29 protein-coding genes and 2 pseudogenes are annotated in these 22,892 nt (G+C 38.0%); 17 read left to right on the forward strand and 14 right to left on the reverse strand.

All coding sequences use genetic code 11. The features are described from left to right. Positions 1–102: 102 nt before the first annotated feature. Positions 103–1,950: an APC family permease gene (locus tag SRA_RS08760; protein ID WP_003089963.1), complete on the forward strand. Its 1,848-nt coding sequence runs from the start codon at positions 103–105 to the stop codon at positions 1,948–1,950. Positions 1,951–2,181: 231 nt separating this feature from the next. Here the strand turns inward: SRA_RS08760 and SRA_RS08765 are convergent, their stop codons facing one another. Beyond that, entirely contained in the window at positions 2,182–3,294 is a 1,113-nt protein-coding gene (locus SRA_RS08765; protein ID WP_003089965.1) for a vitamin B12 independent methionine synthase, read from the reverse strand. 254 nt (positions 3,295–3,548) lie between these two features. Between SRA_RS08765 and rpmF the strand changes: the two genes are divergently transcribed. The 4 genes from rpmF to SRA_RS08785 all read left to right on the forward strand — a co-directional run bounded on the left by rpmF (position 3,549) and on the right by SRA_RS08785 (position 4,758). Continuing rightward, positions 3,549–3,731, forward strand: a complete 183-nt coding sequence (rpmF, locus tag SRA_RS08770) for a 50S ribosomal protein L32 (RefSeq protein ID WP_003079131.1) — start codon at positions 3,549–3,551, stop codon at positions 3,729–3,731. 15 nt (positions 3,732–3,746) lie between these two features. Further along, positions 3,747–3,896, forward strand: coding sequence for a 50S ribosomal protein L33 (gene rpmG, locus SRA_RS08775; protein WP_002262412.1), 150 nt, complete (start codon positions 3,747–3,749; stop codon positions 3,894–3,896). A 234-nt stretch (positions 3,897–4,130) separates the two neighbouring features. Continuing rightward, positions 4,131–4,496, forward strand: coding sequence for a type II toxin-antitoxin system RelE/ParE family toxin (locus SRA_RS08780; RefSeq protein WP_003089968.1), 366 nt, complete (start codon positions 4,131–4,133; stop codon positions 4,494–4,496). Next, on the forward strand, positions 4,483–4,758 hold the full coding sequence (locus tag SRA_RS08785) for a helix-turn-helix domain-containing protein (RefSeq protein WP_003089969.1): 276 nt from the start codon (positions 4,483–4,485) through the stop codon (positions 4,756–4,758). Before SRA_RS08780 ends, SRA_RS08785 begins: the two co-directional genes overlap by 14 nt. A gap of 124 nt (positions 4,759–4,882) precedes the next feature. Here the strand turns inward: SRA_RS08785 and SRA_RS08790 are convergent, their stop codons facing one another. The 5 genes from SRA_RS08790 to SRA_RS08810 all read right to left on the reverse strand — a co-directional run bounded on the left by SRA_RS08790 (position 4,883) and on the right by SRA_RS08810 (position 7,496). Continuing rightward, positions 4,883–5,215: a type II toxin-antitoxin system PemK/MazF family toxin gene (locus tag SRA_RS08790; protein ID WP_003089972.1), complete on the reverse strand. Its 333-nt coding sequence runs from the start codon at positions 5,213–5,215 to the stop codon at positions 4,883–4,885. Beyond that, positions 5,209–5,454, reverse strand: coding sequence for an AbrB/MazE/SpoVT family DNA-binding domain-containing protein (locus tag SRA_RS08795; protein WP_003089974.1), 246 nt, complete (start codon positions 5,452–5,454; stop codon positions 5,209–5,211). The genes SRA_RS08790 and SRA_RS08795 overlap by 7 nt, the downstream gene beginning before the upstream one ends. A gap of 64 nt (positions 5,455–5,518) precedes the next feature. Continuing rightward, positions 5,519–5,803 (reverse strand): hypothetical protein, encoded by a 285-nt coding sequence (locus SRA_RS08800; RefSeq protein ID WP_003089975.1) that lies wholly within the window; start codon positions 5,801–5,803, stop codon positions 5,519–5,521. 312 nt (positions 5,804–6,115) lie between these two features. Beyond that, positions 6,116–7,015, reverse strand: coding sequence for a LysR family transcriptional regulator (locus tag SRA_RS08805; RefSeq protein WP_003089978.1), 900 nt, complete (start codon positions 7,013–7,015; stop codon positions 6,116–6,118). Between the two features lie 127 nt (positions 7,016–7,142). Further along, positions 7,143–7,496, reverse strand: coding sequence for a helix-turn-helix domain-containing protein (locus SRA_RS08810; protein ID WP_037611279.1), 354 nt, complete (start codon positions 7,494–7,496; stop codon positions 7,143–7,145). Positions 7,497–7,657: 161 nt separating this feature from the next. On the opposite strand from SRA_RS08810, the gene SRA_RS08815 reads away from it, so the two are divergent. The 6 genes and pseudogenes from SRA_RS08815 to SRA_RS10535 form a co-directional block, all read left to right on the forward strand. Continuing rightward, positions 7,658–8,263: a DUF1269 domain-containing protein gene (locus SRA_RS08815; RefSeq protein ID WP_003089981.1), complete on the forward strand. Its 606-nt coding sequence runs from the start codon at positions 7,658–7,660 to the stop codon at positions 8,261–8,263. A gap of 60 nt (positions 8,264–8,323) precedes the next feature. Further along, positions 8,324–9,517: an oxalate decarboxylase family bicupin gene (locus SRA_RS08820; RefSeq protein WP_003089982.1), complete on the forward strand. Its 1,194-nt coding sequence runs from the start codon at positions 8,324–8,326 to the stop codon at positions 9,515–9,517. Then, complete coding sequence (locus SRA_RS08825) at positions 9,517–10,881, forward strand: dihydrolipoyl dehydrogenase family protein (protein WP_003089984.1); 1,365 nt, start codon at positions 9,517–9,519, stop codon at positions 10,879–10,881. The genes SRA_RS08820 and SRA_RS08825 overlap by 1 nt, the downstream gene beginning before the upstream one ends. Then, a complete protein-coding gene (locus SRA_RS08830; protein ID WP_225310758.1) occupies positions 10,872–11,621 on the forward strand; it encodes a YoaK family protein in 750 nt (249 codons plus the stop codon). The genes SRA_RS08825 and SRA_RS08830 overlap by 10 nt, the downstream gene beginning before the upstream one ends. Positions 11,622–11,822: 201 nt before the next feature. Next, positions 11,823–12,137, forward strand: a pseudogene (locus tag SRA_RS08835) (MFS transporter); the annotation flags it as partial. Positions 12,138–12,322: 185 nt separating this feature from the next. After that, positions 12,323–12,421, forward strand: a pseudogene (locus tag SRA_RS10535) (IS30 family transposase); the annotation flags it as partial. Between the two features lie 360 nt (positions 12,422–12,781). Here SRA_RS10535 and SRA_RS08840 read toward each other — a convergent pair. Beyond that, positions 12,782–13,156 carry a MerR family transcriptional regulator gene (locus SRA_RS08840; protein WP_003089988.1) on the reverse strand — a complete coding sequence of 125 codons (375 nt, stop codon included), beginning with the start codon at positions 13,154–13,156 and terminating at the stop codon, positions 12,782–12,784. A 74-nt stretch (positions 13,157–13,230) separates the two neighbouring features. Here SRA_RS08840 and SRA_RS08845 point away from each other — a divergent pair, with 74 nt between their 5' ends. Then, positions 13,231–13,986, forward strand: coding sequence for an SDR family NAD(P)-dependent oxidoreductase (locus tag SRA_RS08845; protein ID WP_003089990.1), 756 nt, complete (start codon positions 13,231–13,233; stop codon positions 13,984–13,986). A gap of 395 nt (positions 13,987–14,381) precedes the next feature. Here the strand turns inward: SRA_RS08845 and SRA_RS08850 are convergent, their stop codons facing one another. Both SRA_RS08850 and SRA_RS08855 read right to left on the reverse strand, forming a co-directional pair. Beyond that, positions 14,382–14,741 carry a rhodanese-like domain-containing protein gene (locus tag SRA_RS08850; protein ID WP_003089991.1) on the reverse strand — a complete coding sequence of 120 codons (360 nt, stop codon included), beginning with the start codon at positions 14,739–14,741 and terminating at the stop codon, positions 14,382–14,384. Next, positions 14,741–15,154 carry a MarR family winged helix-turn-helix transcriptional regulator gene (locus SRA_RS08855; protein WP_003089994.1) on the reverse strand — a complete coding sequence of 138 codons (414 nt, stop codon included), beginning with the start codon at positions 15,152–15,154 and terminating at the stop codon, positions 14,741–14,743. Before SRA_RS08855 ends, SRA_RS08850 begins: the two co-directional genes overlap by 1 nt. Before the next feature lie 255 nt (positions 15,155–15,409). On the opposite strand from SRA_RS08855, the gene SRA_RS08860 reads away from it, so the two are divergent. From SRA_RS08860 to SRA_RS08870, 3 genes are all read left to right on the forward strand, one after another. Next, a complete protein-coding gene (locus tag SRA_RS08860) occupies positions 15,410–15,739 on the forward strand; it encodes an ArsR/SmtB family transcription factor (protein ID WP_003089996.1) in 330 nt (109 codons plus the stop codon). Between the two features lie 76 nt (positions 15,740–15,815). Beyond that, positions 15,816–16,811: a permease gene (locus SRA_RS08865; protein ID WP_003089997.1), complete on the forward strand. Its 996-nt coding sequence runs from the start codon at positions 15,816–15,818 to the stop codon at positions 16,809–16,811. 11 nt (positions 16,812–16,822) lie between these two features. After that, complete coding sequence (locus tag SRA_RS08870; RefSeq protein ID WP_003089999.1) at positions 16,823–17,128, forward strand: thioredoxin family protein; 306 nt, start codon at positions 16,823–16,825, stop codon at positions 17,126–17,128. A 284-nt stretch (positions 17,129–17,412) separates the two neighbouring features. On the opposite strand, the gene SRA_RS08875 is transcribed toward SRA_RS08870, so the two are convergent. Beyond that, on the reverse strand, positions 17,413–17,976 hold the full coding sequence (locus tag SRA_RS08875) for a TetR/AcrR family transcriptional regulator (RefSeq protein WP_003090002.1): 564 nt from the start codon (positions 17,974–17,976) through the stop codon (positions 17,413–17,415). Positions 17,977–18,096: 120 nt separating this feature from the next. Here SRA_RS08875 and SRA_RS08880 point away from each other — a divergent pair, with 120 nt between their 5' ends. Further along, positions 18,097–19,278, forward strand: a complete 1,182-nt coding sequence (locus SRA_RS08880; RefSeq protein ID WP_003090004.1) for a macrolide family glycosyltransferase — start codon at positions 18,097–18,099, stop codon at positions 19,276–19,278. A gap of 15 nt (positions 19,279–19,293) precedes the next feature. After that, positions 19,294–20,109: a tyrosine-protein phosphatase gene (locus SRA_RS08885; RefSeq protein WP_003090006.1), complete on the forward strand. Its 816-nt coding sequence runs from the start codon at positions 19,294–19,296 to the stop codon at positions 20,107–20,109. A 115-nt stretch (positions 20,110–20,224) separates the two neighbouring features. Here SRA_RS08885 and SRA_RS08890 read toward each other — a convergent pair whose 3' ends face one another. The 4 genes from SRA_RS08890 to SRA_RS08905 form a co-directional block, all read right to left on the reverse strand. Then, positions 20,225–20,854, reverse strand: coding sequence for a hypothetical protein (locus SRA_RS08890; RefSeq protein WP_003090008.1), 630 nt, complete (start codon positions 20,852–20,854; stop codon positions 20,225–20,227). A gap of 58 nt (positions 20,855–20,912) precedes the next feature. Then, entirely contained in the window at positions 20,913–21,677 is a 765-nt protein-coding gene (locus SRA_RS08895) for a ferredoxin reductase domain-containing protein (protein WP_003090010.1), read from the reverse strand. A 14-nt stretch (positions 21,678–21,691) separates the two neighbouring features. Then, positions 21,692–22,015, reverse strand: coding sequence for a hypothetical protein (locus SRA_RS08900; protein WP_174267043.1), 324 nt, complete (start codon positions 22,013–22,015; stop codon positions 21,692–21,694). Positions 22,016–22,164: 149 nt separating this feature from the next. After that, positions 22,165–22,734: a TetR/AcrR family transcriptional regulator gene (locus SRA_RS08905; protein WP_003090013.1), complete on the reverse strand. Its 570-nt coding sequence runs from the start codon at positions 22,732–22,734 to the stop codon at positions 22,165–22,167. Positions 22,735–22,892 lie beyond the last annotated feature (158 nt).

Below are 22,892 nucleotides of genomic sequence, written 5' to 3' on the forward strand. Positions count from 1 at the left end.
TATCCACTTTAATCAAATTTTCATTAAAAATTAGTTAATGTATTGATTTTCCTGAAAAATAGCGCTATAATGCCTTGTCGATAAATTTTTAGGAGAAAAAAAGTGTTTGAAGCTTTAAAAACATTCCTGCTGGGAAAACCCTTAAAATCTGAGCCGGAAGAAGGAGACAGCCATTCGCTGTCTAAATCGCAGGCTTTAGCTATGTTGTCAAGTGATGCCTTATCATCTATTGCTTACGGACCTGAACAGGTCATTTTAGTCTTGACAGCCTTATCAGCTGGAGCTATTTGGTGGTCCTTGCCAATTGGTATCGGTGTCATCATCTTATTGATTAGTTTGACGATTTCTTACAGTCAGGTTATCCATGCCTACCCAAACGGCGGCGGAGCCTATATGGTATCATCGGACAATCTGTCGCCTTCAATGGGACTTCTGGCTGGCGGCAGTCTTCTGATTGACTATATGCTGACAGTTGCTGTCTCAGTCTCATCTGGAGCTGATGCTATTACGTCAGCCTTCCCAGCTCTTAAAAGTGTTAATCTTGAGATTTCTATTGTCTTAGTCTTGATTTTGATGATGATGAATTTACGCGGTCTGCGTGAATCAGCAACCGCTCTTTTTATCCCTGTTTATCTTTTCATTGCATCAACACTATTTCTTTTAGTTTTTGGACTCATCCAAATCTTTACCGGAAATCTCTCTTATGCCGCAACTGCTCATATCGGCCAACCCATATCAGGTTTGAGCTTGGTGCTTTTGCTGCGTGCTTTTACCAGCGGTTCTGCATCTCTGACTGGTGTTGAAGCCATCTCAAATGCTGTTCCCTTTTTCAAAAAGCCTAAAGCTAAAAATGCCGTTAAGACATTGGTGATGATGTCTGCTATTCTTGGTTTTATGTTTATTGGCATCACCTTTCTCAACTATTGGCTTGGTATCATTCCAAATCATAATGTGACTATCTTAGCCCAAATAGCTCAGAAAGTTTTCGGTCACAGCGTTATCGGACAGGCTCTCTTTTATATTTTCCAAATTGCAACAGCTCTTATCTTAGCAGTTGCTGCTAATACTGGATTTTCAGCCTTCCCAATCCTGTCTTACAATATGGCAAAAAATAAATACATGCCCCATCTCTATTTAGAAAAGGGAGCCCGCCTAGGTTATTCTAACGGGATTTTGACCCTAGCTTTCGGTGCTATCTGCCTGCTCTTTATCTTCAACGGATCCACTGAACGCCTCATCCCGCTTTATACCATCGGCGTCTTCATTCCTTTTGCCCTAGCACAAACAGGTATGATTGTTTATTGGAAGAAAACCCTAGGAAAAGGTTTTCTGAAACAGGCTTGGGCCAATATCCTCGGTGCGGCTATTTGCTATGGCATTATTCTGATTCTATTAATTTTCCGTCTGCATGATATTTGGCCATTCTTCCCTATTATTGCCATTCTGATTGCCATGTTCCAAAAGATTAAGAGCCACTACAACAGTGTCGCCGAACAGCTGCGAATCACTGAAGCTAATAAGGCTGTGCATTATTCTGGCAATAAAGTCCTTGTGCTCGTTGGCAATATGACTCAAGCTACTATTGGAGCTGTTAATTACGCCCGCTCTCTCAGCAAAGATGTCATCGCCCTGCATGTCTCAACGACAGAAACTATTTCTAAAGATAATGAAGTGGAGGAAGAATTTAAACACTTTTTCCCAGATATTACCTTTATCAATGTTTACTCAGATTACCGTGACATTATCAAACCAACCGTCAACTATGTTAATGACATGAGCCAGAAGGCCAAGGCGGCTAACAGCACACTGACTGTTTTAATTCCGCAGTTTGTCCCGCGTAAACGCTGGCAGACCCTGCTGCACAATCAAATGAATCTTCGGCTCAAATATTATCTGAGATGGAACCAAGACATCATCATTTCCAGTTACTCCTTCCATCTCAAGAAATAAAGATTTTTGTAAAGTAAACTTACTTTACAAAAATCTTTTGATATACTGTTAAAGTTGACGTAAGTCATATTAACCCAAAAATAAATAGGGGCTAAAGAGCCCTTTATATCGGCTCTATAATTTCTGTAGCGGGTAGAATCTCCGCTAGATGTTATAGAGCCAGAAAAACTCTCCAAGGAAGGCTTCCTTAGAGAGTAGAAGATTTCTTTTCGAATCCGAAATGACTGGAAATTAACCCCAGACCTGATCTGTGATGGTCTTGATGAGGCGGAGCTTCTTCCATTCGTCTTCTTCGGTCAAAATGTTGCCCTCTTCCGTTGAGGCAAAGCCACATTGGGTGGAAATGCCGATATTTTTCAGAGGGATGAGCTGAGCTGCTTCTTCAATCCGGGCAATGACTGCATCGATATCTTCCAGTGCTGGATCCTTGGAAGTAATGACACCTAGCACCAATTCCACTTGGTCACGGCCATTCCAAATGTCCACGATAGGGGCAAAATCTCCTGATCGCTCATCGTCATATTCTAGGAAGAAAATATCGTAGTTGAGCTGACCCAAGTATTTGGCAACAGTCTGGTAACTTCCCTTAAAGAGATAGGTTGATTTGAAATTTCCACGACAGATATGGGTCGCCACTGTCAAATCTTCTGGCAGACCTTCCAAGACCTTATTAATGACATAGACATCATTCTCGGCGATCTCTTCATAAATACGGCGCTGTTCTGGTTGGTCCTGATAGGTTTCCAGCTGCTGAATCAAGTAAGCCCATGTTGTATCGTCTAACTGGACATAGCGAGCTCCCAAATCGTAGAAATGCTGAATGGTATCATGATAAGCCTTAGCCAAGCCATCTAGAAAGTCTGTCCAGCTATCATAGTAATCTGCATAAAGGTCGCTACGATGGTCACGTTTGATAACAAGAGATGGACTTGGAATCGTGACTTTGGGTGTCACTCCTGCTGGTGTAATGGATTTGAGGTATTCAAAATCGCGGTAAAAAGGATGGTTGGGATTTTCTGCAACTTGTCCATTAAGCCGGACATTGGTGGTGCGAGTTTTAGCACCATGAAATTTATAGGAGCTCTCTTGCTGGTAGGCTTCAAAACCGGTCAATTCCCAGAGGAAATCCAAGTGCCACCAAGAACGGCCAAATTCACCGTCTGAGATCACTTCAAGACCATTTTCAACCTGATGATGAACTAGCTCCTCTACCAGATGGTCTTGAATAGCCAAGAGTTCTTCTTTGCTAATCTTCCCTTGTGTAAACTCCTCACGCGCCTCTTTCAACGCTTGAGGACGAAGATAAGAACCGACATGATCGAAATGAGAATGTATTTTTGCCATAAGAAAACTCCTTGAAAATAATGATATGTTCATTTTAAGGGGAAAAGGTATAATTGTAAAATATATATTTTTTATGGTTTTTGATAGCTTTTGGCTATATCAACAAGTCTGCTCTGCTTTTTCCAAAAAAACTATGTCAAGTAACTTTACTTTACAAAAATCTTTTGATATACTGTTAAAGTTGACGCAAGTCATATTAACCCAAAAATAAATAGGGGCTTATAGCCCATCATATCTTACGGAGGAAAGAAAAAATGGCAGTACCTGCACGTCGCACGTCAAAAGCGAAAAAAAACAAACGTCGTACACATTATAATTTGACAGCTCCAACTGTGAAATTTGACGAAACTACTGGAGATTACTCACGTTCTCACCGTGTATCCCTCAAGGGCTACTACAAAGGACGTAAAATCGCTAAAGCTAAGGCTGCGGAATAATAGAAGGGAGATACCATGCGCGTAAATATTACACTTGAACACAAAGAATCTGGTGAACGCTTGTACCTTACTTCAAAAAACAAACGTAACACTCCAGACCGTCTTCAATTGAAAAAATACTCACCAAAATTGCGCAAACACGTGATTTTTACTGAAGTAAAATAAGGTTTCATTACATTTCAGTACATACTGAAAACCCTGATTTTATGCGATTTTTGAAATTTTGAATTTCAGTATATTGCAGCACAAATTAATGAAATCTCTACTTTTTTTCTCTACCTTTTTAGGTTTGAAAAATTGAATCGGATAGTATAAAAAGTTCTAGTTAGACTAGAGCTTTTTTATGTACCAAAGTCATTTGTTGTGCTTTTGAACAATATATGCTATCATATAACTACAATGAAAAAACCAAAGTTTGAATTTTACACACGCCCAAATGGACGTACTGAATTTATTGAGTTCTTACAAACTATTCCACAAAAAGATCAGCAGAAATTACTTGCTACCATTAGTGTTATTCAGGAGCAAGGATTGTTGGTAGCCCAACGTATGGAATGGGTTAAGAAACTTGACAGTGATATTTTTGAAATCCGCTCAAAGGTATCTTCTAATATTCAACGTGCGCTCTATTTTCATGTGGTCGATAATAGCTATGTTATCACACATGGTTTCACCAAGAAAACACAAAAGACACCAGCTAGTGAAATTCGGCATGCCAAGGAACTGAAAAAAGAATTTGAGGAGAACGACCATGACAACTATTAAATTTGATGATTTTTTACAAGATGAACTTAAAAATGATGATTTCAAAGCTGGCTATTTGGTAGAAAAGGCTATTTTAGAAAGCGCAATCGCTGTTTCTAATGCCAGACAAAAGGCTGGACTATCTCAACGAGAACTTGCTACTTTGTCGCATGTTCCCCAATCAACCATTGCACGAATTGAACGTGGTAACAACACCAGTATTGAGACTATGAGCAAAATTGCTTTTGCCCTTAATCAACCTCTTACCATTCACATTGGGTAATGTCATTATCGTAGTTTAAATAAAAGTAAAAAGCCCTAGTTCAAGGGCTTTTGTTGTCTCATAATTCTATGCTGATTGTAGAAATTTTTCCCAATTTCTCTTTGCAAAGAGAAATTAAAATGTGCTATCCCTTTTCAAACAATACTTTCACACGAGCTAGCAAGCTAATCAATAACTCGCCTGAAACATCTTCGATATACCGATAGTCTCTAGCATTGAAATCTATCGTTACTAACTGGTCGAGCAAGACCTTGCCTGTTGTCTCGGTATCTTTCAGGGGAACATAAAAAGGATAGTCCCTTTTAGTGTTGCTGATAGGGGCAAAGATGGCAAGGTTAGAATACTTTGTGACAACGCTGTGGCTCAAACAAATATAGGGACGATAACCTTTTTGCTCATGACCTTGTTTAGGGTTAAGGTTAATTTTGATGATAGACCCCTGCTTAATACTTACCATTGTTCATTACCAACACTTTCAAAAATGAATGGCGTTACAGAAACTGGCTCACCCTGATAATCTTTAAAAAGGTCATCAACTGTTAATTCTGGGACTGTCGTTGCCTTTTTAAGGATAATCTTGTTCCCTGACACTTCATAATCAAGAATATCATTGGTATGTAATTGTAGTTGCTGTACTAATTGTTTTGGGAGACGTATAGCTGAACTGTTCCCCCATTTATTAACTGTTAATTGCATAATGCCACCTCCTCTTTTTAAATATTATATCACAAAAGTATCATTTTGTATATACTTAAATATCTCAACTTTCTTTATCTAATAAATCCTGAGTATTTACAATATATTGCATTTTTTGGTACAAATCTTCAATTTCTTCTATTCTGTCAAAAGCTTTTTCTAAAACACTTGACTTGTAGGCCAGTTCATATTCTGTTTCAGGATCTAGGATAGGTTCTCTTTTTAATAAGTTATCTAATTTTGTAATAGTTTCTAACGCATAAGCTTCAGGAGTACTATAATCTTCCAAATCTAGGGAAAAATTGTGAAAAGTATTTACAGCCTTCAAAAGTAAGTTAGCTTTATCCACATAGTCGTCAGTCTCAAAGATATTATTTTCCAGTTCAATTTGAGAACTTGTCCCAAATAACTGGTTAGGTGTTGCTTTAAAAAATTTTGCAATCTTTTCTAGATTAGCAAATGTTTGGATACCCCATTACTAATAGGGGGGTACGAACGTACATAAAAAGTAGGTTGAATCCTTGATACATCTTGGGTTGCGGGTAATTGGTTCTACTGATTGGAGAAAAGTCCATTTGGATAATTTTCTTCAATCTTTTTCTTTAGTAATAAATAAAAGCTCTTAGAAATACTGCTATACCAGGAATTCTAAGAGTTTTTATTATTTTACAATTTTCGATATTTTGTTTGATTCTTCAACAAAATATTGTCCTATTTTTTGAAAAGAACTACTATTGATTTTTGATTCTTTTTGCTTACCTAGATAAAGGTTGAAGTTTAGTTGAAAAGAATTATTTAATTTAACTAAATTTATGTCTTTAAAGTTCCCTAAATCCACCAATATTCCTATTGAATTTTTCCTTTCAATCAAGGTTTTAAAACTACCTATATCACTAACTTCTGCTAAAATATTTGGAACAAACTTTGAACCATTGACATATTTCCAAAAAACTTCATTGTGTACAAAACGTTCATTAAATATAACGAAGTCTTCATTACTACAGCTTATTAGGCTAATTGTAGATGAGTTAGAAAACTCATGCTTTTTTGATACTGCTAGTTTAAATGGTAAAGAGGTTAGTTTCATTAAATCAAGGTGATCACTATAAAGCTCTTTAGATGATGCAAATAGTGCAATATCCAATTCATTAGATGATATTTTACTAGTTATCTCTTTTGAGCCGTCCTCAATTAAACTCACTTCATTTCGAAGAATATTTTCAATATTTGTAAGATGATCAGTAAGAGCATAAAAACGTGATAAATTCGCTGATATACCAAATTTAATTCGCTTACTCTTTAAAGATTTTAAGGCAGCCTTCCCCATATCCAATTGTTGTATTGCATTTTCTGAATAGTTTCTAAAAATTTCTCCCTCTGCTGTTAAAGATATTTCTGAGTGTGATTGATCCCTAGTAATAAGTGAAACCTTTAGACTTTCTTCAAGTGATTTAATAGCATAACTAACAGTTGGTTGACTGACATTAAACTTACTTGCCACTTTTGAGTACGTTTTTAAAGTACACAGAGCGTTAAAGTATTCCAATTGGCGGAGTTTCATTTCATCACCTCATATAGATAGTTTTTATAGGAAATGCTGTATTTGACTATATTACATTCTTCCTTCTATAATGTCAACCATAAAGTAACTTTCATAAATCAATAATACGGTGGTTTGCTATTTTGATTTAGTCAAATTGATCAAGTATTTTTTCAAAAGTTTCAATAAGAGATACTTGTTTCCCTTTGGGAAGTTGCTTTATTTTCATTTTTAATCGTCTAAGAGCGATATCAGATAATGGTTCAGGTACTTCTTCTGAATTATTAAAATTAAAAAATTCTTCTATTGTTAAACCTAGTGCAGTAATAACTTTATTAAGAGTTCGAATACTTATATTAATATTTTGATTTTCAATCTGATTAATATATTTTAAACCTAATCCAGCTTTTTCTGATAATTCTTCCTGACTAAGTTTCTTCTTTTTCCTACAGTATTTAACTTTTTTAGCAATGTATTGCTGTAAATAATTATCTTTTACCATAACTATAGGATACAAGTTTCGTAACAAAGTTTTAACCCCTTATATAATACTTTGTATTGTTTAAAATACTATGATGTGCTATAATTTGCTCTATATGTATAGCGCGAGCCTATACATATAGGATATTTTATTCTATAAAAATATTTAAAGGAGTATAGCCTATGGAAAATATTGTTGTCTCCATTTTTCATATTGAAAGTGAAGCCTTTCAAGCCTTTTCGGATCTAAAACAATTTGGACAAACAGAAAATACAAAATTAGCTCAGGCTTCGATTGTGAAAGCTGAAAATGGCGTTATTAACGTCAAAGATAGCTTTGATTTAATGAATTCCTTAGGAAACGATTATTTCAAAGGAGGATTAATTGGTAGTCTAGTCGGAATTTTAGGTGGACCACTTGGTGTTCTCCTTGGTTTCGCAGCAGGAGGAACTATCGGTGCTTCTATTGGTTCAGACAAAGAATTAACCAATTCGGCATTAATCACAACTGTCAGCAAAAATCTTATTAATGGTGAAGTGGCAATTATTGCACTTGTGCAAGAAAGTGATGAATCTGTTTTAAATGCTATTTTTGAAAAGTATCAGGTTCACATTGCTAGGTGGGATGTCGCTACTGTTTCAGCAGAAGTAGAATCAGCCTTCCAAATTCAACAAGACCTAGCGCATCAAGCTAAGGCTCGATTAATGGCTGATAAAAAAGAAGCTCGTCATAAAAAGTTTGATAAGCTAAAAGCTGATATTAAAGAAAAATTTTCAAAAGAGAAATAGCTTTTTAACTTAATCAAGTCATCTTACGTTTATTTTTAATTTTTAAAAGGAGAAATCTCTATGACAAATTCAACTATCCCTCAACCAACTCGTAATAAAGACAATAAAGGCTGGTTAGACTTTGGGCCTCGTAACGTTGAACGTGATCGTGAAAATCCAGATATTTTAGTTCCACCAACAACAGACCATGGTACTTTATCAAATATGCGTTTTAGTTACTCTGATGCTCATAACCGTATGGAAGAAGGTGGATGGGCACGTGAAGTCACCATCCGTGAATTACCAATTTCAGATGAGCTGGCTGGTGTTAATATGGCATTAGCACCTGGGGCTTACCGAGAAATGCACTGGCACAAAGAAGCTGAGTGGGGACTAATGCTTTATGGGAATGCACGGGTAACAGGGATTGACGAACATGGTCAAACCTTTATTGACGATGTCCAAGCTGGTGATTTGTGGAACTTTGAGTCAGGGGTAGCCCATTCCATTCAAGCACTAGATGAAGGCTGCGAATTCTTGCTTGTCTTTAATGACGCCAACTTCTCAGAAAATCAAACCCTTTTGCTAAGCGATTGGCTAGCCCATACACCAGAAGAAGTTGTTCAAGCTAACTTCAAGCAAAGTGAAGAGGTTCTTGAAGCCCTTCCTAAAAAAGAAAAATACATCTTTAACGGAACATTGCCTCAATCCATTGCAGAAGAAAAACGTCCTAACTCAAAAGGGGACACTGTTCATCCACTAACCTTCCATTTGGACGATATTGACCCTATTGAAACGGAAGCTGGTCGTGTTTGGATTATTGACCAATCTGTCTTTCCAGCTGCTAAAAGTATTGCAGGTGCGATTGTTGAAGTGGAACCAGGTGGTATGCGTGAACTTCACTGGCACCCTAAATCATCTGAGTGGCAATATTACATTTCAGGTCAAGCAAGAATGGGTGTTTTCAACTCTAATGGTTTAGCTCGGACGTTTGACTTTAAGGCTGGAGATGTTGGTTATGTGCCAAATGTCGCAGGCCACTATGTTCAAAATACAGGAACAGAAAAACTCGTTTTTGTTGAAGTCTTTCCAAATCCTGATTATTCCGATATTTCTCTTAATAAATGGCTGGCATCTGTTCCTACAAAAACAGTTGCTGAACATTTGAACCTCTCAGAAGATGTTGTGAAACGTTTCCCACAAGAAGCTCAACCTGTTGTCTGGTTTGACCCTGAAAAGATTCAATTCAATAAATCTGAAAAAAAGCCTTTCTAATGACTAATTCTGAAAAGAAAACCAAAAACTTTGATTTTTTAGTCATTGGTGGAGGAATAACGGGGTTAACCGTTTCAAGTAATTTAGCAACTGAAGGTAAGTCAGTTGCCTTGATTGAATCCAGAGATTGGGGTGGAACGAGTATTAACCGTGGTGCAACAGCGAAAAAAGCGATTCTGGCTTTAAGTGAGTTACACCATAAGATTGAAGCCTTTCAAGGTAAAGGTTTCGATGACGTTCCAACCATCAACTGGGAAGATATGATTAGCCATCGTGATTGGCTAGTTGAAGATCAGCGAGCGAGGGCAAAAGAGCGCGCTATTTCTTCTGGTGTTTATACCTTTGAAGGGCAAGCGAGATTTCTAGATGATCACCATGTTATCGTTGATGGACGAGTTCTGTCAGCTGATACGATTGTAATCGCAACAGGGTCTAGACCTCGAGAGCTGACGTTTGAAGGTGCTCAATTTGTAGATGATAGTGGTAATTTGTTACGACAACATCGGAAACCAAAAGAGATTGCTATTATTGGCGCTGGCGTTATTGCTCTCTCGCTCATTTCAAGCTTTACCGAGGCAGGCATTAAGGTACATGTTATTCAGCACAATGATGGTATTCTCAGAGGCTTTGATAAAGAGCTCGTTGATACTTTAGTCTCACGATTACAGGCAAAAGGAGCTGAGTTCCATTTAAATGCCGAACCCATGAAGGTTTTTAAAGAGGATAATGGGCTCTACACCGTATTACTATCAACAGGGGCTTCCTTAAACGTTAATGGCATTTATGATGCTGCTGGACGTGCTCCTTATATCCAGCAACTAGATTTAGAGAAAGCAGGTATTAGCTATAATGCCAAAGGGATTGCAGTTAATGATTATTTGCAAACCTCTAAAGAATGGATTTATGCTTTAGGAGATTGCTGTGACGCTCCTGTTCCTAAATTGACGAGCTACGGTGATTATCAGGCAAAATATCTAGCTAACTTACTATTAGGTCATAGGAGTGATCGTATTTCCTATCCTAAAGCACCTGCTGTAACTGTTTTTAGTATTCCTAAGTTAGGTCAGGTTGGTATGTCTATTAATCAAGCAAAAACAGAGCCTCATAACTATACCATTAAAGCTGTTGATATGAGTCATTGGCAAAATTATAGGCGTGTTAGGGATGATTTAGCACAATTAAAACTAGTTATTGATAATCAAAGTCAAAAAGTTGTTGGTGCAGAAATCTTAAGTGATAGCGCAGATATTTTAGTAAATTATTTAGCTTTACTCATCAACTTGGGGGCCAGCATGCAAGATGTTCAGGATATCATTTTTGCTTACCCTTCCATAGCAACTGATTTATATGGTATTTGGACGTAACAATAAAAGAGGAACTCACTTTTTATGGTGGCTTCCTCTTTTTAGAAGGGAAATCAATGAAAGCATCTGAAATCACGGCACTCAACCAACGAACGATTATAGCTATGTTCCTAACTTTTACGGGAGGTTTTATTGATAGTTTTGCCTATAGCAATTTTGAACACACCTTGCCACTGACCCAATCTGGAAATATGGTTTTGCTGACAAGTGATTTTATTTCAAAGGATTGGTCTGGAGTCTCTATTAAGCTTTCGACACTCTTTGGATTCTTTTTAGGAATTATTATTTCAAGGTATCTTGCTAAAAAAGTTCACACCATTTTCTTGGAGTTTTACTTGCTCTTTCTCTTTTTAGCATCGGTTTTGTGCAGCTATATTTTAATTGATACGGTTAGCGATCCACTTGCCCTATTTCCTTTATCATTTAGTTTAGCTTTAACCGTTGCTTGCTTTGATAAAGTTGATGGACAACCTTATAATGATGCGTTTACAACGGGAAATATTAAAAAAATGGTCTTATACTGGTCAGATTTTGTCCTCACTAAAGATGATAACAAAAAGAAATTAGCCTTATTATTTACAAAAGTCGTTTTTTCTTTTGTAACAGGTGCACTTGTTGCACAGTATTTCCAAAAAATGATATCACGCCATACCCTACTTTTAGTGTCAATACCAATCCTATTTTTAATAATATATTATGGATTTAGTATTTTAAAAATAATTACTTCAAAGTCAGACTGAATATAAAAAGCAAACATGGTACGTAAGTTTTACAGGCAATGTAATCGTCATATCAGAAAGTAGTGCTATGAAATTTTAAAAATATTTTAAATGGAATCTAAGGTAAGAGATTTCAACGATTATTATAAGGACTATATTTTTACTACAAATATTTAAAAAGGCGAACAATATCAACTTCTAAATAGAATCTTAAATTGTTTGCTTCTTTATTTGATTTTGCCGTTTGCTGCTAATTTTTGGATGGCTGAAATTCTATTGACAATAATCTATATCAATAACGGATTTATTTTCCCGCTATTCATGACAACTCTGCAAGGAACTGTCGAAAATGCACGGAGTACCATTTCCTCATTATCAAATGCGGCGATGTACTTAGGTGAAACAATTGCCGGCATTGTCGGAGGAGTCCTTTTTGTAACTTTTACAGGATTCTCAGGAATTTCTGTTTTTGCTGCTATTATGATTGCCTTATCTTGGCTGCTTTATGCACAAGCAGGAGCCTTTAAGAAAAATTGACCATAGATTCTATTGTTTTCACAATAATATTTTATACTAAAAAGACTGAAAAACTAATATTAGTTTTTCAGTTCTTGTCTTGTATTTTTATGATAAATTGTAAAATATAGTGCAACAAAAAAACTCATAGCGTTTCATTGGTGTAAACTGTAAGTAACCACACAAACAGAACCCGAGGAAAAACTATGAGCTACTCCCATCTTACCATAACCGACCGAATAAAGATAGAAACCTACTTAGAATTAGGTTTGAAACCTTGCCAAATTGCAAATAAACTTGGCATGGCGAATAATAGACACTCTCATCTGCAAAACTTTCTAAGTATATATTAGTGACATTCATTATATCACAGATATAAATTTCATATAAAAAGTCTGGTGCTTTCGCCTCAGACTTTCGTTTTCTTATACCATTCCGCCCAATACTTGACCGACCAAATAGGCCACGAGTGCTGCACTCAGACCAACAAGCACTGTACGGAGAATCCCTTTTTTCTTTTCACGCCTCCCTAGTATAACCTATAATAAAAAGGTTTACAATTTATTGATGAATACTTTCAGAAAAATCAAAGAGCAGCGTTAGGGCTACTTTTTGATCCGCAGGGTCAGTGCAGCAAAAGCGAGAGAGCCTAGCATATTATACGATTATTGATGACGCTTTTGTACAGATAATTCTTCTCTGTAAAAATTTATCTTCTCGACTAACTTCTCGCGATTTTCCTGTAACTCTGAGAGATTGCTGTCCAATAACTTTAAATGATCTTCCAACAATGCCAGTCTCTCTGGATAGGTTCTTTCTCCTTTTTCACGAAGATCTGAATAATGCTTGATATCCTTTATCGGCATACCGACAGCTTTTAAGCGCAAAATAAAAAGCAGCCACCGATAATCATCGTCATCGTAATACCTTCTGTTGCCAGCGTCCCTGTGCGGTTTTAACAAGCCTTCGCTTTCATAATATCTCAGCGTGTGAATGCTCAGCTGAGTCAGCTTTGCAAATTTTCCGATTAGATAGTGCATTTTCCCCTCCTGCTTGACCTCTAGTTAACTCTAGGTGTTATAGTCATTATATCTTAAAAGGAGGATTTTTACATATGAGAAATTCACAAGGTTATGTTTGTATTACTGGGGCAAGTTCTGGCATTGGTTTAGAGACTGCAAAGGCGTTTGCAAAATTGGGGAATAATCTCATTTTAGTTGCTAGACGTCAGCAACGGTTAGAAAAGCTCAGGGAGGAAATACTTGTCAATTTCCCAGAGTTAGATATTGTTGTCAAATCAAGAGACCTTTCTATTGCAGAGAATGCTGTGAAACTTTATGATGATTTAAAACCTTACCCTATTATGACTTGGATTAATAATGCTGGTTTTGGCAATTATGACAGTGTTGCTCACCAGGATTTAGAAAAAATCGAGAAGATAATCCATTTGAATATTGAGGCTTTGACCGTACTTTCCTCTCTTTATGTCAGAGATTATCAGGATAGCGATGATGCCCAGCTAATCAATATTTCATCTCGCGGCGGCTATATGCTGGTCAGCAATGCTGTGACCTACTGTGCCACAAAATTCTACGTCAGTGCCTTCACTGAAGGACTGGCGCTAGAGATGAAAAACAACCAGCATAAACTGCAGGCAAAAGTCCTTGCCCCAGCTGCAACGCAAACCGAATTTGGGAAAGTCGCAACAAACTCCAGCACCTATGATTACAATCAGCATTTCAAACAATACCACACCGCTAAAGAGATGGCAGATTTTTTAATCCAGCTGTATCAAAGCGACAGCGTGGTGGGTTTAGTGGATGTCAAAGATTTTAGCTTTCACCTGAGCCCGCCGCTTTTTCACCATTAACTTTAGACGATAAAGCTTCGATAGTCTTATGTATCGAGGCTTGTTTTATTTTTTAATGTTCCTCTTGTCCCAGCAGGCTGGATTAGTGATATGGGAACCGACTGAAGGAAGCTTAACGGACAAATTATTTTTGAAGGCACAATTTTAGACTGTCAAACCTCTAAAATGACAATATTTGAAACAGCTGCCCTGCAAAGATGATGTGGGGCGTTTTCTCTCATAAAAAATAGAGAGTGAATAAAAATTAATTGATAGCCGTCAAATCAACTTTTTTCACTCTCTTTATTTTGAGGCTCGGGCGAGATCAGCCGCTGGATAAGATTTCTCTCGTCCGCTGCATCACATCACTAGTTCAGTACAAAGTTCAAAGACCAACCACTTGTCTTCTCTTGGCATTATACTGCCGGCTCTGTTGGCAGATTCATTCCTTTCCAGCCTTCAAATGCTCCTGCCAGTTCATAGGCTTTGAAGCCAGCCTTATACAGAGTCAGTAGAGCTTGTTTCCCTAAAATCGTACCACCGTTCCAATCATATACTACATAGGTTTTACTCTTGTCAAGATTATCCAACTGATCAGGTAAGTCCTTAGCAGCTATGGCCTTTGCTCCCTTGATTTGTTCCTTCTTCATTTCAGCCGGAGCATTGCGAATATCAAGAACAACATAGTCCCCATTCCCACTTTTCATGGCTTCTAAAAGGGGAAAATGATTAATGTATAATCCCATGTACATTTCTAAAAATTCAATTTTATCCATTATTTTCCTCCGATCTTATTTGCTATACTGTCAAGTAGGTCTTTTTGCCAATCAGACAGGTTTGCGATGACATCCTGCTCTATTTGCTGCATTTCTTCCCAACTGTTTAGTACTAAGTTTTGACCCTTACGTGTCACAGCTATTAGATTTTGCCGCCTGTCTTTGGGATTTTGCTGACGCTTTACAAAGCCTTTTGATTCAAGGCTATCAATCAACTGCCCTACTGTGGTCCTGTCAATAAACATGAGCTCACTGATCTTAACCTGTGTCATGGAATCATGATTGGTAAGAGTAAGCAAAATGCCATAATCCCTCGAATCAATATCATAAGATGACAAATGTGTTGAAAAGCGCCTATCCATTTCCTGAGCTACTTTACTCAGTGCATAGCCCCATGATTGTTCTAATTTCAAATAATCACCTTCTCTGATTATCAGTATAACTGATTATATGATTTATCCATCATTTTGTCAAATATCAAAAAACATGAGGACTTTGGCACTGGCTCCACCAGCGGGGCAGAAGACAATCACTACAATTTCTTATTGAGTAAGATAGCTTTATTGCCAGCTTTTAAAAATGTTACGTATTTTTAGATAAATCTTTGACAAAGCTGTTATTAAACTGTATTCTTAAGATAAGAATACATCAAATCTTTTTGATATGAGGTGATTACAATCAGTCAGTATACACGTAACGCTCAAGTTTTCAAGGCACTTGCTGATGAGAAGCGCCTGCAGATATTGGATTATTTACAGCATGGGGAAACATGTGCCTGTGTCTTGATTGAGGCCTTAGATATTCCCCAGCCGGCACTGTCCTATCACATGAAAATTTTATGCCGGTCTGGACTTGTTATCAGCAGGCAGGAGGGAAAATGGAAACACTACAGTATCAGTAGTTTGGGCTTCAGCTATGCCATAGAGCGCCTCGAGCAATTAACCGCTGCTGACAGCAGACATTCTAAAATGTGCAATTGTCAGCGAAAGTCATCTTAAGTATGACTTTTATTTGAACATAATATATCAATTTTTTTTGATGTATTATCTGTAAAATAGGAATGGAGACATGATAATGGGGACATTTATCCAAGATCAGATACTCGGTATGAAATGGCTCAACAGACTGATTGGCAGAATTCTGTCATTGCTCGGTCTTAACTTAGAGTCAAGACTGGGAGGCAGCTTACAGTTTTTTATTTACGATGTTATCAAGATTACCATTCTTTTATGTGTCTTGATTTTTATCATTTCTTATATTCAAAGTTATTTTCCGCCAGAACGCAGCCGAAAAATTTTAAGCCGTTTTGACGGTTTGGCAGCAAATAGTATCTCTGCTTTGCTGGGAACCGTAACACCTTTTTGCTCTTGCTCCTCCATTCCTCTTTTCATGGGATTCTCAAGTGCCGGACTTCCAGTTGGTGTGACCTTTTCGTTTTTAATTTCATCGCCGATGGTTGATTTAGGAAGCTTAATTTTGCTGATGAGTATCTTTGGCGGTAAAGTTGCTGTTATTTACGTTGTTTTTGGCTTGGTGCTTGCCGTTGTCGGCGGCTCCATTATTGAAAAACTGGGCATGGAAAAATATGTTGAGGATTTCGTAAAAAGTGCTCAGGCTGTTAATTTGGAGGCAGCAAGCTTATCCCAGTATGACAGACTCTCTTTTGCCAAAGAACAGGCTGCTGAAACCTTTAAGAAAGTCTTTCCTTATATTCTGGCAGGTGTCGGCATTGGAGCTCTTATTCACAATTGGATCCCAGAAGGTTGGGTAACTCAGGTACTTGGCAGCCATAATCCTTTCAGTGTGATTCTTGCAACACTTATTGGTATTCCTATGTATGCGGATATTTTTGGCTCTATTCCAATTGCTGAAGCCCTTCTGAGTAAGGGCGCTCAGCTGGGAACGGTACTATCTTTTATGATGGCTGTCACCACTCTCAGCCTGCCGTCACTCATTATGCTAAAAAAGGCTGTCAAGCCTCAGCTCTTATGCGTTTTTGTCCTTATTTGCACTGTTGGTATTATTTTAGTAGGATATGGCTTTAATATCCTGCAGTCATTCATATTTTAGGAGGTATAAAGATGTCACTATTTGCCAAAAAAGAAAATCAGCACCCTAACAAGACTGCTGCTGAAAATGATGCTGCCGTTTTTAAAGTACTGGGATCCGGTTGCAAGAAATGCCAAACTCTAGAAACTAATGTCAGGCAAGCTTGTGAGGAAACGGCATTGAATGCTGCTGTTGAACATGTCACCGATTTCAGCCAAATCGCTAACTATGGTGTTATGTCTACGCCAGCTCTTGTTTTAAACGATGAAGTCATCTCTGCCGGTAAAGTCTTGTCAGCAGAGGATGTGAAAGTCATTATTCAGGAGAAACTGTCATGACCTAAAGCTCAAAGTTGCCTTTGTCTGCCTGCACAATTCCTGCAAAAACCAGATGACCGAAACCCTGTTCCATTATTCAGATATTTTTGAGGCCTATTCAGCAGGGATACAGACAAAATTAAAACAGCTTAGGTAAAATTTATCTAGAGCTGTTTTTGTTGTTAATGTCCCCCTCTAACTGGCTAATACGAGGCTTTATTTAAGTCCTGGAAATCTGCTAATAAACCGCAAGAGCAGCACAAACCAAGTCAAGAAAACAGGCAAGGCGCATGCTTTTTCGACACTTATTTCTCTCCTGCTTTCTCTAGCAGACTAACTAAATCATAAGTCTCCTCAATGAATTGTTCACGGCTATAATTTTTTTGTGATAAAAACCACTCAATCATGGCAATAAGTCCAGCAATTCGGATGTGGATGGTAAAATCTTTTGAGTTGCCAATTTCCTCAGAAAAGACGCTATCGTTCTCTGTTAAAAATACTTTGAGCACTTTGCGTATCGAACGAATGGCAAAGGGATAATTCGTTTCATTGAATAAGCGTTTGAAAAAGATGGTCTTTTCCTGAAGATAGTCATAAAGCTTACCCAAGCTGACAAGAAATACATCTTGTTGGCTAAGGGATTGCATCAAGTCAATATCACTGACAATTGGCAGCAGACTTAGCAGATAAGCATCTAAAAGGGCATACTTATCCTCAAAATGTAAATAAAAGGTTGAACGATTGATGTCAGCTAGGTTGCTAATATCATTGATGGTTATTTCGGTAAAATCTTTTTCTAAAAGTAAGTTTGCAAAGGCTTCATATATAGACTTTTGTGTTCGTTTGAAGCGACGATCTTGTTTATTCATTGGTGATTTCCTAGACAATATTAAATATGTGTTGATTATACAACAAATAGGAATTTTTGCCCATTGTTTCCTCGTTTTCATCTGATAAACTGAAGGCATTAAGAAACTGGAGGAAAAACGATGAAACGTATTATCTTTATGGGAGTTCCCGCATTTGGTCACACCAATCCGACCTTATTAGTGGTCCAAAAATTAGTTGAAAACGGACATCAGGTTCGCTACTATACCGTCTCAAATTTCAAAGAAAGCTTAGAAAGACTTGGTGCTGAGGTGATTTGCTACGATGAGAAAATGGCTTATATGACAGTTGAACATGTCAATCAACCCACTCACAATCAAAAAAACCATTTTTCAGCCCTTTTAGCCATCGTTTCAGAAGCTATTGAGGATATCCGAAATACCTATCTTGAAGAGATTGGAGCTTGGCAGCCTGATGTCATTGTTGGCGACTCTCTTGCCCTGTGGGCCTCTGTCATTGCTGATAACCTAGATGTTCCATACGTTTCCTACAATACGCATTTCGCTTTTAACGAACAGACACCAAACATGTTAAGTGATACTTCTTTCAAAGACAATTTTAAAATGTTTTTGCACTTGCCTGAAATGATGGCAAATTACCAAAAAATAAAAAGGCTTGGCTATCCAACCAAGCACGTCACCGATCTCGCTTTCACCAGAAGTGACTGTCCTGTCATCGTAACAACATCACGGAGTTTCCAGCCTGCCGGTGCTAGCTTTGGCGAAACGATTCACTTTGTCGGACCGGTTATCCGAGAAAGCACCGCAGTTTGGAAAAAGTCTAATCGCCCGCTTGTTTATATTTCATTGGGGACTGTTAATAACCAAGCGAGCGACTTCTATCGTCACTGTTTTACAGCTTTAGGGAATAAGGAGTTCGACGTCCTCTTATCTGTTGGGGCCAAAACAGATATAAACTCATTAGGACAGACTCCTCAAAATTTTCAAGTCGCTCATTCGTTTGATCAAATAGCTGTGCTAAAGTCAGCTGATGTTTTCCTCACTCATTGCGGCCTAAACAGTACTAGCGAGGCACTCTATTACGAGGTTCCCCTCCTTGTTTTTCCTCAAACAGTCGAACAAAATATGGTTGCTGAGCGAGTTCTGGCAGCTGGTGCTGGTTTCAAACTTGAAAGCTGCGCCCCTACGACCATAGCTCAAGGCATTGAGGAAGTCCTTTATCATACTAATTATAAGAAACAAGCCAGCAAAGTAGCACAAGATTTTAGAGCTAGCGGTGGTGTTGAAGCAGCTATGCAAATTATTCTAAATCCCAAACAATAATGGAGTGAATAGCCTATGAGCAAGACAGACAGAACAATCAAAAATTCAGGTCAAGAAATTGTCTGCGCTAGCATCAAAAACCTACGTGATTTAGGTGGTTACAGAACCGTTGATGGAAAAACGGTCAAACACCATCTCCTTTTCAGAGGACCTGTCTTAGCAAATCTCTCTCAAGAGGCTCAAGCAAGGATAGATAGCTTACAGCTCAAACAAATTTTAGATTTAAGGTCAGAGCAGGAAGCCATGCAAATGCCCGATTATATTCCGAAAAAATGTTCTTATGTGAGACACTGTGCCAGTGTCATCAACGGAGTTGAAATCGACCTATCTCCAGAAGCATTAAAAAACAATATTTTCAAAAGCCCTTGGAATTTTATCCGCTTGCTAAAAAACTCTTTCAATCAAACCAGTTATAATGACATGGTCTTTTCAAATCCAGCCTTCTATGAGCTCTTTCAATTACTAGAAAATCAACAAGTACCGCTTTACTTTCATTGTACAGCCGGAAAAGACAGAACTGGTCTGGCAGCACTTCTCGTCTTATTGGCATTAGGCGTAACCAAAGAACAGGCTTTAGATGATTTCGAATTGACAAATCATTACTATGCGAAGAAGATTAAAGCAGCACAAGAAAAACATCAATTACTATGTCGTTTTTCCAAAAAAGCAAGGCTACTTATCCAGTCAAGTGAAGGGGTAACTAGACTAGCTGCAGAACATGCTCTGCAAGCTATTTTAGACAAATACGCTTCCTTTGAAAACTACTTTTATCAAGAATTTGGTCTAGATGAGACAAGGTTGGAACAACTTAGACAAAATTATACAGCTTAACGTATTTTAAAATCATACAGCGCCTCTAAGAATAGGCAAAAAGTCCATCTTTTGAGGTGTTGTATGATTTATACCAAAAGACTTCCTACTCCATCTAACTAGGTCATATAAAACTTTATTTAATCCCTAGAAATCTGCTAATAAACCGCAAAAACAACATAAACCAAATCAAAAGTGCAGGAATAATGATAAAGATAGTCTCAAATGGCAGTAACCAAGGATAGGCCATGACAAGCTGCGATAGTGCGACAAGTATCCCCGTAACTAAAATGAGCTTAGATTTTTTAGACAGCGAGAAACTGATGGTCACAATAAACACAGACAGCGCTAGGGAAGCCATGTGAACTGCTGCCACCATAGATGAGATGATCAGTTTAGCAATGGTATCATCTAAAACCATATGATAGACTGGGTAAACAAGCCTTCCTGAAAATAGAGAAGTTAAAACTAAAGCCATAGCAAGGATAATGATCAAACTGCTGCCAATACTTTTAACCAGTCGACATTTGACGTAGGCCAATAAGAGATGACTAGAGATGAGCAGAAAAACCGCAGAGAAGATGGCTGCTTCAGAAATAACCGCAAGGGCTGTGCCATGTTTTTCTACCCATAATACGAGTTCAGAAGAGGTTGATAAATCTTGCGTTATGGACATCAGAAAGTAATAAATGGCTGAAATGAATAAAGCAAAGCCCCAAAGCGAGCAAAATAGCAAGTATTTTTCTATTTTTCCCTTGTTTTTCATTTCGCCTTTCCCTCCATGATATGCTCTATCAAAATAAGTTCATTTCACAAAGCACTCACTATTTCAAACCATTAAACTTTTCTGTTTTCAGCTGCTTTATGTCAATCCCCTTATCCGCAAGAAACTTTTTCATAGCCTCAACATCATCAGGCTGACCAGCTAAGAGATAGGTGGCTTTGTTGCCGTACTTATCTACTACTTTCTTCAAGCTTTCTTTACTTTGGGAAAGGCTGGCGCTGCTGTCGTAGGTCAGCTTGCTGTCTTGTTGATCCAGCCGATACAATTCTTTATCAAAGACCGTCACTCCCTTATCCAAATGGTTGAGGATAAGGTCACGTTTACCGACCCACTCTTTAACGATTGGCCTCATCGCTGCAATACCAACATCAGAGGCAAAGCAGACAAGCGGTGAATCATCATTTTGAATCTTTAAGGTGGACTCCAGCCAACTCACCTCAACCTTGCTGCCAACTGGCAAACTGGTCAAGGTTTTCTTAAAAGTACTGCTGCTATTATGCGTCAGAATGAGAATCTCATTGTCATCAGGATTGGAAGCAATAGTCAGCCGGCGACTCTTTTGAGCGCTTTCTTTGACTTCAGGTAAAGTAATCTTAGCGTAAGAACCAGCTTTCCAAGTCATATTCTTGGGTTTCGTCAGATGAATGAAATAAAGATCGCTGCTGGGATTTTCAATGGATTTGACAGTCAGAGTTTGACTGCGGCCCAAGTAGCTAATCACTCCCCAAGTTATCAGACAGCCAAGAAGTCCCACTGCAAGAATTGATAGAATAATCGTTAACATTTTAGAAGGTCCTTTCTTCATTTATTTTCTCCTTATTATTGCCAAAATTTAAGCGATAGCCAAGCCGCCAAAGCAAAGACAGGAACAAAACCAATTACCTTAATGATTAAGTCCGTATCCGGCAGGCTGTAAATATAAAGCATGGTAGCTGCTGCCGCCAGCCAAATCCCTAAAACTTTGCAAATTGCAGGCAAGTCCGCAATCATGCAAAGTCCAATAGCGGCAAGCAGCAAACCGCCTGTCACAAAAGACATAAAGTCAGGGCTTGAAAAATTGATTGGCTGTAGAGTCGCTCCCCAAATCACCACCAAAAGCCCAATCACAGCCAAGGCTGCTCCAAAAATACCTAATCCATTCATTTCTTTGCCTCCATTTTTAGTCATAATTTTTCTCCTTTTATTTTAAATTTGAGTAACCTCTAAAACCTGTTTGCTTAGGACTTTTCGATTGAATGAACAAAAACACTTATTCATTCAGTCGCTTTTAAAAAATAAAGAATTTCTATTCTTTATTTAAAAAGTCCTTTGACAAAATAAGTAGCTAAAATTTCAATGGTCTGACTGACATTAGAAAAATCCTTTTCAGTGATATGGGTGTCCATATAGTAGAAAAGCTGATAAACCTGCAGCACCTCTTGGATTTTCTCTTGAGAATAGCCTTCTGCCAGCATGCGATTAGTAAAGGTTTCCACTAAAAACTGATGAAAGGGATTATCAGACTTGCCTTTTTCTGAAGCATAATAGCTGTGCAGCTCATCAGAGATGGCGGGATTATACCATTCTGTCAGAATCTTATTGGATGAAATAAGGCTGCGCGACTGCCCAAAAATCTGACCAATGAGTTCAACCGCGTCTCCTTCCCAATCAATCTCATCCATCATAGCTTGGCGCACGCGGTTATTCTCATCAATATAAACATCCAGAAAAATAGCTTCCTTGCTGTCATAGTAATTATAGAAAGTCCCAGCTGCCACTCCGGCTTTTTTAGTAATTTCAGAAATGCCTGTCGCCTTGTAGCCTTTTTTCGAAAAGATCTCACAGGCAGCTGTCTTTAAGGCTTGTTTTTTGTTTGTCAGCATCAATACCATCCTTCTCAGCAATATGAATGAATTTCAACTTCTATTCATTCATATTTTACAATCTTTTTTTCTGCCTGTCAAGCCAAGGATCAAAGTTAAACGCCTTATCGCTTTAAAGAGCAGAAAAGAAAGCGGAACAGATTTCCATTGCGGTTAAC

It is taken from the genome of Streptococcus ratti FA-1 = DSM 20564, assembly GCF_000286075.1.
Taxonomy (GTDB): Bacteria; Bacillota; Bacilli; order Lactobacillales; family Streptococcaceae; genus Streptococcus; species Streptococcus ratti.

What these genes read in the sequence shown, in the direction of transcription:
- SRA_RS08765 (WP_003089965.1), bottom strand. Translation starts at nt 3,294, where the DNA reads ATGGCAAAAATACATTCTCATTTCGATCATGTCGGTTCTTATCTTCGT.
- rpmF (WP_003079131.1), top strand. Translation starts at nt 3,549, where the DNA reads ATGGCAGTACCTGCACGTCGCACGTCAAAAGCGAAAAAAAACAAACGT.
- rpmG (WP_002262412.1), top strand. Translation starts at nt 3,747, where the DNA reads ATGCGCGTAAATATTACACTTGAACACAAAGAATCTGGTGAACGCTTG.
- SRA_RS08780 (WP_003089968.1), top strand. Translation starts at nt 4,131, where the DNA reads ATGAAAAAACCAAAGTTTGAATTTTACACACGCCCAAATGGACGTACT.
- SRA_RS08785 (WP_003089969.1), top strand. Translation starts at nt 4,483, where the DNA reads ATGACAACTATTAAATTTGATGATTTTTTACAAGATGAACTTAAAAAT.
- SRA_RS08790 (WP_003089972.1), bottom strand. Translation starts at nt 5,215, where the DNA reads ATGGTAAGTATTAAGCAGGGGTCTATCATCAAAATTAACCTTAACCCT.
- SRA_RS08795 (WP_003089974.1), bottom strand. Translation starts at nt 5,454, where the DNA reads ATGCAATTAACAGTTAATAAATGGGGGAACAGTTCAGCTATACGTCTC.
- SRA_RS08805 (WP_003089978.1), bottom strand. Translation starts at nt 7,015, where the DNA reads ATGAAACTCCGCCAATTGGAATACTTTAACGCTCTGTGTACTTTAAAA.
- SRA_RS08810 (WP_037611279.1), bottom strand. Translation starts at nt 7,496, where the DNA reads ATGGTAAAAGATAATTATTTACAGCAATACATTGCTAAAAAAGTTAAA.
- SRA_RS08815 (WP_003089981.1), top strand. Translation starts at nt 7,658, where the DNA reads ATGGAAAATATTGTTGTCTCCATTTTTCATATTGAAAGTGAAGCCTTT.
- SRA_RS08820 (WP_003089982.1), top strand. Translation starts at nt 8,324, where the DNA reads ATGACAAATTCAACTATCCCTCAACCAACTCGTAATAAAGACAATAAA.
- SRA_RS08825 (WP_003089984.1), top strand. Translation starts at nt 9,517, where the DNA reads ATGACTAATTCTGAAAAGAAAACCAAAAACTTTGATTTTTTAGTCATT.
- SRA_RS08840 (WP_003089988.1), bottom strand. Translation starts at nt 13,156, where the DNA reads ATGCACTATCTAATCGGAAAATTTGCAAAGCTGACTCAGCTGAGCATT.
- SRA_RS08845 (WP_003089990.1), top strand. Translation starts at nt 13,231, where the DNA reads ATGAGAAATTCACAAGGTTATGTTTGTATTACTGGGGCAAGTTCTGGC.
- SRA_RS08850 (WP_003089991.1), bottom strand. Translation starts at nt 14,741, where the DNA reads ATGGATAAAATTGAATTTTTAGAAATGTACATGGGATTATACATTAAT.
- SRA_RS08865 (WP_003089997.1), top strand. Translation starts at nt 15,816, where the DNA reads ATGGGGACATTTATCCAAGATCAGATACTCGGTATGAAATGGCTCAAC.
- SRA_RS08870 (WP_003089999.1), top strand. Translation starts at nt 16,823, where the DNA reads ATGTCACTATTTGCCAAAAAAGAAAATCAGCACCCTAACAAGACTGCT.
- SRA_RS08875 (WP_003090002.1), bottom strand. Translation starts at nt 17,976, where the DNA reads ATGAATAAACAAGATCGTCGCTTCAAACGAACACAAAAGTCTATATAT.
- SRA_RS08880 (WP_003090004.1), top strand. Translation starts at nt 18,097, where the DNA reads ATGAAACGTATTATCTTTATGGGAGTTCCCGCATTTGGTCACACCAAT.
- SRA_RS08885 (WP_003090006.1), top strand. Translation starts at nt 19,294, where the DNA reads ATGAGCAAGACAGACAGAACAATCAAAAATTCAGGTCAAGAAATTGTC.
- SRA_RS08890 (WP_003090008.1), bottom strand. Translation starts at nt 20,854, where the DNA reads ATGAAAAACAAGGGAAAAATAGAAAAATACTTGCTATTTTGCTCGCTT.
- SRA_RS08895 (WP_003090010.1), bottom strand. Translation starts at nt 21,677, where the DNA reads ATGAAGAAAGGACCTTCTAAAATGTTAACGATTATTCTATCAATTCTT.
- SRA_RS08900 (WP_174267043.1), bottom strand. Translation starts at nt 22,015, where the DNA reads ATGAATGGATTAGGTATTTTTGGAGCAGCCTTGGCTGTGATTGGGCTT.
- SRA_RS08905 (WP_003090013.1), bottom strand. Translation starts at nt 22,734, where the DNA reads ATGCTGACAAACAAAAAACAAGCCTTAAAGACAGCTGCCTGTGAGATC.